This is a genomic window from Kitasatospora sp. NPDC057518 (assembly GCF_042802075.1).
Classification (GTDB): domain Bacteria; phylum Actinomycetota; class Actinomycetes; order Streptomycetales; family Streptomycetaceae; genus Kitasatospora.
In genome coordinates, this window is sequence record NZ_JBHVEU010000509.1 from 1 (window position 1) to 6,043 (window position 6,043).

Sequence of the window (6,043 nt, forward strand, 5' to 3'; positions counted from 1 at the left end):
CCCATCGCCACGCCGATCGCCTTGTTGGACTGGCCCTCGGCGACCAGCCGCAGCACCTCGACCTCGCGGCCGGAAAGCTCGCGGTAGGCGGCCTGCTGCGCGCCGGGCGCACCAGGGGCTCCGGGGGCGCCCGGCGCTCCGGCCGCGCCCGGCATGCCCGGCATCCCGGGGCGGCGCATCCGGCCGGCCAGCCCGGCGGCGCCGAGCGGCATCCCGGGGCGGCCCGGCATCGCGACGTTCGTCCGGGTGCCGGTCACCACGTATCCCTTGACGCCGCCGGCCAGCGCGCTGCGGACCGCGCCGATGTCGTCGGCGGCGGACAGTGCCAGGCCGTTGGGCCAGCCCGCGGCGCGGGTCTCGGCGAGGATGGTCAGCCCGGATCCGTCCGGGAGGTGGACGTCGGCGACGCAGATGTCGCGGGGGGTGGAGACCCGTGGGCGGGCCTCGGCGATGGAGGACACCTCGATCACGTCCCGGACACCGAGGGCCCACAGGTGGCGGGTGACGGTGTTTCGGACACGGGGATCGGCGATGACCACCATGGCGGTGGGCTTGGTCGGCCGGTAGGCGACCACGTTTGCGGGGTGCTCAAGAAGGACCGACACCAGGCCTCCTGCGGGGAGTGGCGGACGGAACCCCGATGGGGGCGGTCGGAGTGTTCCGCGTTGGGAAAGGGTCACAGACTGCTTCGGCAGCATCCGTGCCCGGCTTTAGCGAAAGATCACGATCTAGTGAGTAACAATACGGACAAATCGCGCAAATGATTGATGCGACATGCCTGGTATTCGCACAAAATCGATCAGATTCGGTGCCGATCGGTCGGTATCGACCGGTGAATTGACGCAGAGCGGGTCCGAAGTCACACTCCGTCAGCCCTGGGGGTGGCGTCCGGCCCCCGGGTGCCGCCGGAGCCGCACACCACCCGTCAGTGCGACCGCGGGCGTCGCCGGGCCGGCATCGGGACCACTCCACCGAGTGAAGGAACCTCGGCGGGACCCTGCGGAGCCGGGGCGGCCGGCGGCAGGCCGGCGCTGACGCACAGCAGGTCCCCCCAGGCCGCCAGGTGCCGCTCGAAGCGGCCGTCGGCCGGCGTCCAGGAGGCCCGGATCTCGATCTCCGTCGAGGACGGGCGGTCCGCCAGGCCCCCGAAGTACTGGGAGGAGGCCAGCGTCACCGTGCCGGACGGCTCCGCGAACCCGGCGGCGTGCGCCTGCAGGGAGTCCAGCAGCCAGGCCCAGCCCACCTCGGAGAGCATCGGGTCCCCGGCCATCTCCGGCTCCAGCTCGGCCCGGGTCATCGTGACCACCCGGAACTCCCCGTTCCAGGCCTCCTGCCCGGCCGGGTCGTACAGCAGCACCAGCCGGCCGTCCGCCAGCTCCTCGCCGTCCACCTCGACCGAGGCGGTCACCGCGAACGAGTACGGGGCGAGCCGGCGCGGCGCCGGCGCGGGGGAGAGTTGCACCTCGGGCCGCAACCGGGCCCCGTCCAGGGCCGCCACGGCCGCCCGGAACTCGCTCGGCGCCCCCTCGCGACCCGCTCCGCCACCTGCTCCGCCACCCTGTGCGGGGTGCCCTCCGACCGCTGCCATGTCCCGAAGACTAGGTCGAAGAACGGGGTTATCGCCGCAACTTCTCTCCCAGCGGCGTGCCGGAACGGCAAACCCGGACAGATCTTGGAGGAACCGACGAGACCGGCCGGGAAACCGGGCCCGGCACGCGTGCGAAGATTTGACGGTGAGCGAGACTACGGCAGACAGCACGGCGGCCACCCACGACGGCCCGACCACCCCCGGGCGCCGCGGCGCCGCGCACGACTCGGCGTTCCTGCGCGCCTGCCGGCACGAGCCCGTGCCGCACACCCCGGTGTGGTTCATGCGCCAGGCCGGCCGCTCGCTGCCCGAGTACCTGAAGGTCCGCGAGGGCATCCCCATGCTGGAGTCCTGCATGCGGCCCGAGCTGGTCAAGGAGATCACCCTCCAGCCGGTGCGCCGGCACAAGGTGGACGCCGCGATCTTCTTCAGCGACATCGTGGTGCCGCTCAAGGCCGTCGGCATCGACGTCGACATCAAGCCCGGCATCGGCCCGGTCATCGCCGACCCGATCCGCACCGCCGAGGACCTGAAGCGGCTGCGCCCGCTGGAGCCCGACGACGTCCCCTACATCACCGAGGCCGTCGGCCTGCTGGTGGACGAGCTCGGCGAGACCCCGCTGATCGGCTTCGCCGGCGCGCCGTACACGCTGGCCAGCTACCTGATCGAGGGCGGCCCGTCCAAGAACCACGAGAACACCAAGGCCATGATGTACGGGCAGCCCGAGCTGTGGGCCGCCCTGGTGGACCGGCTCGCGGACATCACCTCGGCCTTCCTCAAGGTGCAGATCGAGGCCGGCGCCTCCGCGGTCCAGCTGTTCGACTCCTGGGTCGGCGCCCTCGCGCCGGACGACTACCGCCGCTCGGTGATGCCGTCCAGCACCAAGGTCTTCGACGCCGTCGCCGGGTACGGCGTGCCGCGGATCCACTTCGGCGTCGGCACCGGCGAGCTGCTCGGCCTGATGGGCCAGGCCGGCGCCGACATCGTCGGCGTCGACTGGCGGGTCCCGCTGAACGTCGCCGCCGAGCGGGTCGGCCAGGGCAAGGGCCTCCAGGGCAACCTCGACCCGGCGGTGCTGTACGCGCCCACCAAGGTCGTCGAGACCAAGGCCCGCGAGGTGCTGCACGCCGCCCAGGCGCTCGGCACCAGCGGCCACATCTTCAACCTCGGCCACGGCGTGCTGCCGTCCATGGACCCGGACGCGCTCAGCCGCCTCGTCGCCTTCGTCCACGAGGCCAGCGCACGCTGACCTCAGGGCGGTGGGCCCCCGGACCCCGGGGGCCCACTACCCGGCCGTGACCTCGATCCCGGCCCGGCGCAGCAGCGCCGCCGTCACCCCGTCACCCGGGCGCAGCTCCCCGGAGAACGTCCCGTCGTACACCTGACCGCAGCCGCAGGACGGGCTGCGCGCCATCAGCACCGCCCGCCGGGCCCCCGCCTCCTCGGCGGCGGACAGCGCCGCCCGGGCACCGGCCAGGAACTCCGCGGTGCAGTCCGCGCCCGTCGCGTCCACCACCCGGGCCCGCCCGTCCAGCACGTCCGCGCCGTCCCCGCCCACGATCTCCGCCGGCGGCCGCGGCGTCGGCAGCCCGCCCGCCCCCTCCGGGCACACCACCACGGCCCGCCCCTCCTCGACCAGCCGCACGGCACCGTCGGAGGTCTTCGCCCGCCCGTCGTACCGACAGGGAATCCCGGCCAGACACGCACTCACCACGATCGGTTCCATGCGGTGGAGCCTACGGCGGCCGGCTCACTCCTCGAAGAGCTGGTCCCTTCGCATCGTGAACTCCCGCCGCCCGCACACGGTTTGGAGATGGTGCGGCTGCCAGATGGACACCGTGACGACCTCGTCCGCGCGCCCGGCGGCCGGGCCCAGCACGGTGCAGTCGATGTCGGCCGGGAACGGGAACGGCGAGTCCGCTTCGATCCACGCGCCGGGCCCGAGGGCCTGGTCCGTCCCGAACATCGCGGTCTTCCCGATGATCGACCACCGTCGGCCGTCCGCGTCCGTGAAACAGACCTCCACCACCCCGGGCTGCGGCTCGTCGTCCACCCACCGGACCGCCTCGCCCCACAGGTACACCACAGGGCACCCTCCTCTCGGTCGGGACCGTACCGGGAGCGACGGTCACCGGCCTGCTCTTTTCGGGTGTGCAGCGGATTGAGGGTCCGGTGTAAGGGTCTGCGAGACTGCGGAGCATGTCGGATGCACAGGTCGTCGTCGTCGGTGGTGGGATCGCGGGGCTGGCTGCGGCCGCCTTCCTGAGCGGGGCGGCCGGGGGGTCGGCGCGGGCGCGGGTGACGGTGCTGGAGGCGTCCGGGCGGGTCGGCGGGAAGCTGTGGGGCGGGGAGGTCGGCGGGGTCCGGGTGGACCTCGGGGCCGAGTCGGTGCTGGCCCGGCGGCCGGAGGCGGTGGAGCTGGCGCGGGCGGTCGGGCTCGGCGGGGAGCTGGAGCCGCCGACCACCGCGAAGGCCGCGATCTGGACCCGCGGCGCGCTGCGGCCGCTGCCCGGCGGGCAGGTGATGGGCGTTCCCGGTGATCTGGAGGCGCTGGCCGCCTCCGGGGTGCTGACCGACGAGGGCCTGGAGCGGGCCCGGCACGAGCGGAGCACCGAGGTCGGCGACGACGTCGCGATCGGCCGCTACGTCGCCGACCGGCTGGGCCAGGAGGTGGTGGACCGGCTGGTCGAGCCGCTGCTCGGCGGCGTCTACGCGGGCCGCGCCGAGGAGATCTCGCTGCGCGCCGCCGTGCCGCAGCTGCTGTCGATCGCGCGTGACGGCGGCTCGCTGGTCGCGGGGGTGCACGAGCTGGCCTCGCGGCCGAAGGTGGTCGGCACCCCGGTGTTCCAGGGCCTGCGCGGCGGTCTCGGTACGCTGCCCGGCGCGGTCGCCGCGGCCTGTGTCCGGGCGGGGGTGGACCTGCGCACCGACGCCCCGGTGGACGAGCTGCGCCGCACCCCCGACGGCTGGCGGGTGGTGACCGGCGGCGAGGTGCTGCACGCGGACGCCGTGGTGCTGGCCGTCCCGGCGCCCGCCGCGGCCCGGCTGCTGCGCGAGGACGCCCCGGCGGCCGCCACCGAGCTGGACGCCGTCGAGTACGCGGGCATGGCCCTGGTCACCCTGGCCTTCCGCCGCGCCGACCTGGCCGAGCCGCCGAGCGGCAGCGGCTTCCTGGTGCCGCCGGTGGACGGGCGGCAGATCAAGGCGTCGACCTTCTCCTCGAACAAGTGGGGCTGGCTGGAGCGCTCCGCGCCGGACGCGTTCCTGCTGCGCACCTCGCTGGGCCGGTACCGCGAGGAGGAGGCACTGGGGCTGCCGGACGAGGAGCTGGTGGCGCGGTCGCTGGCGGACCTCAGGGAGGCGATCGGGCTGACCGCCCGGCCGTACGACACCTTCGTCTCGCGTTTCTCGGCCGGTCTGCCGCAGTACCCGGTGGGGCACCTGGACCGGGTGGCCCGGGTGCGGGCGGCGGCGGGGCGGGTGGGCAAGCTGGCGCTGTGCGGCGCCGCGTACGACGGGGTGGGCATTCCGGCGTGCATCGGTTCGGCGGCCGCCGCCGCGGCCGCCGTCGACAGACTGCTGACCCCGGCGACCGGGGAAGGTTCCACGGAGAGGACAATGGGCGCATGACTGAGAGCGTTGAGCGGGAGCCGGAGCAGCGGCCCGAGAAGAAGAAGGCGCGCGACCTGAACCAGGTCATCCGCTACACCATGTGGTCGGTGTTCAAGCTCAAGGGCGGCCTGCCCGAGGACCGCACCGCCCTGGCCGCCGAGGTGGACGAGCTGTTCGCGCAGCTGGACGCCAAGGACGTGACCGTGCGCGGTACGTACGACGTCTCCGGTCTGCGCGCGGACGCCGACATCCTGGTCTGGTGGCACGCCGCCGACTCGGACGACCTCCAGGAGGCGTACAACCGCTTCCGCCGCACCGGCCTCGGCCGGCTGCTGGAGCCGGTCTGGTCGAACATGGCGCTGCACCGCCCGGCCGAGTTCAACAAGTCGCACATCCCGGCCTTCCTGGCCGACGAGCGCCCGCGCGACTACGTCTGCGTGTACCCGTTCGTCCGCTCCTACGAGTGGTACCTGCTGCCGGACGCCGAGCGGCGCGCGATGCTCGCCGAGCACGGCCAGATGGCGCGCGGCTACCCGGACGTGCGGGCCAACACGGTGGCCTCGTTCGCGCTCGGCGACTACGAGTGGCTGCTCGCCTTCGAGGCGGACGAGCTGCACCGGATCGTCGACCTGATGCGCGACCTGCGCCCCTCCCGGGCCCGGCTGCACGTCCGCGAGGAGGTGCCGTTCTTCACCGGCCGCCGCAAGCCGGTGAGCGAGCTGCTGAACGGCCTGGTCTGATGAACGGCCTGGTCTGACCGGCCCACGGCTCCCGGACCGCCGCCACCGGGGCCGCCGCCCTGGCCGCCGCCCGTGGCACCGAGTTCGGCGGTGAGGGTGGGGC

7 protein-coding genes are annotated in these 6,043 nt (G+C 73.9%); 3 read left to right on the top strand and 4 right to left on the bottom strand.

Going from position 1 to position 6,043, the window contains the following annotated elements; genetic code table 11:
- Together ACFU7Z_RS34560 and ACFU7Z_RS34565 are read right to left on the bottom strand one after the other, a co-directional pair.
- Nucleotides 1–605, bottom strand: a 605-nt coding sequence (locus tag ACFU7Z_RS34560) for a LuxR C-terminal-related transcriptional regulator (protein WP_380781942.1), incomplete at its 3' end; no start/stop codon positions are given.
- A 320-nt stretch (nt 606–925) separates the two neighbouring features.
- A complete protein-coding gene (locus ACFU7Z_RS34565; RefSeq protein WP_074005620.1) occupies nt 926–1,588 on the bottom strand; it encodes a DUF3000 domain-containing protein in 663 nt (220 codons plus the stop codon).
- Nucleotides 1,589–1,823: 235 nt separating this feature from the next.
- Here ACFU7Z_RS34565 and hemE point away from each other — a divergent pair, with 235 nt between their 5' ends.
- Nucleotides 1,824–2,837 (top strand): uroporphyrinogen decarboxylase, encoded by a 1,014-nt coding sequence (hemE, locus tag ACFU7Z_RS34570; RefSeq protein WP_234348351.1) that lies wholly within the window; start codon nt 1,824–1,826, stop codon nt 2,835–2,837.
- A gap of 36 nt (nt 2,838–2,873) precedes the next feature.
- On the opposite strand, the gene ACFU7Z_RS34575 is transcribed toward hemE, so the two are convergent.
- Together ACFU7Z_RS34575 and ACFU7Z_RS34580 are read right to left on the bottom strand one after the other, a co-directional pair.
- Nucleotides 2,874–3,314 (bottom strand): DUF523 domain-containing protein, encoded by a 441-nt coding sequence (locus tag ACFU7Z_RS34575; protein WP_049651282.1) that lies wholly within the window; start codon nt 3,312–3,314, stop codon nt 2,874–2,876.
- A gap of 24 nt (nt 3,315–3,338) precedes the next feature.
- On the bottom strand, nt 3,339–3,674 hold the full coding sequence (locus tag ACFU7Z_RS34580) for a hypothetical protein (protein WP_074005622.1): 336 nt from the start codon (nt 3,672–3,674) through the stop codon (nt 3,339–3,341).
- 113 nt (nt 3,675–3,787) lie between these two features.
- On the opposite strand from ACFU7Z_RS34580, the gene hemG reads away from it, so the two are divergent.
- Both hemG and hemQ read left to right on the top strand, forming a co-directional pair.
- Complete coding sequence (gene hemG, locus ACFU7Z_RS34585; protein ID WP_380781945.1) at nt 3,788–5,218, top strand: protoporphyrinogen oxidase; 1,431 nt, start codon at nt 3,788–3,790, stop codon at nt 5,216–5,218.
- On the top strand, nt 5,215–5,940 hold the full coding sequence (gene hemQ, locus ACFU7Z_RS34590; RefSeq protein ID WP_049651284.1) for a hydrogen peroxide-dependent heme synthase: 726 nt from the start codon (nt 5,215–5,217) through the stop codon (nt 5,938–5,940). Before hemG ends, hemQ begins: the two co-directional genes overlap by 4 nt.
- Nucleotides 5,941–6,043 lie beyond the last annotated feature (103 nt).